The 653-nt window shown below is 60.3% G+C and carries 2 protein-coding genes; both read right to left on the reverse strand.

Translation table 11 applies throughout. The annotated features are described in order from the left end of the window. Positions 1-123 (reverse strand): CoA transferase (locus tag AC1DY5_RS57895; protein ID WP_478123081.1); only part of this gene is annotated, 123 nt, incomplete at its 3' end. A 35-nt stretch (positions 124-158) separates the two neighbouring features. Beyond that, on the reverse strand, positions 159-653 hold a 495-nt coding region (locus AC1DY5_RS57900; RefSeq protein WP_478123080.1), incomplete at its 5' end, for a CoA transferase.

Raw genomic sequence — 653 nt, forward strand, 5'->3', positions numbered from 1 at the left:
GCCCCCGACGCGATCGACCCGGATCACATCCGCGCCATAGTCCGCGAGCAACGCTGCACAAAACGGCCCTGCGATGAATCGCCCGAAGTCGAGAACCTTTACACCTTCAAGTACCTTGCTCATGTGCGCGCCCTGTTGTGTTCTAGAGTGGCCGCCATTCAAATCACCTGCCGATCTTTCAGCTGCTCGATCTCGACTTCGCTCATGCCGAGCCAGTCGTGCAGCACGCTTTCGTTGTGCTCGCCAAGCTTCGGTGGCAGATGGGCATCCGGCTCCGGAACGTCCGACATCTTGACCGGGTTGCCCGTAACCCCAACTTGCCCCCACACGGGGTCGTCCAGTGTCATGATCATGCGACGAGCGGCCACGTGCGGGCACTCAAAAATCTCTGGGATGTCGTTTACCCTGGACGAGGGAACGCCGGCCTCCCGAAGTATGTCCAGCGCCTCATCGCGCGTCTTGTTCGCCAGCCATGCATTGATGTGCGCATCCAGCTCGGCAAGATTGCTGCGCCGCGAGACGCCGTCCATGAACTTCGGATCGCTTGCCAACTGCGGCATTCCAATGGCGTCCGCAAAGCGCTTCCAGATGTGTTCGCCGGTGGCTGCGATCACGATATAGCCGTCTTCTGCCTGATATGCACCGAACGGGGC

Source organism: Variovorax sp. P4_D9, assembly GCF_056401695.1.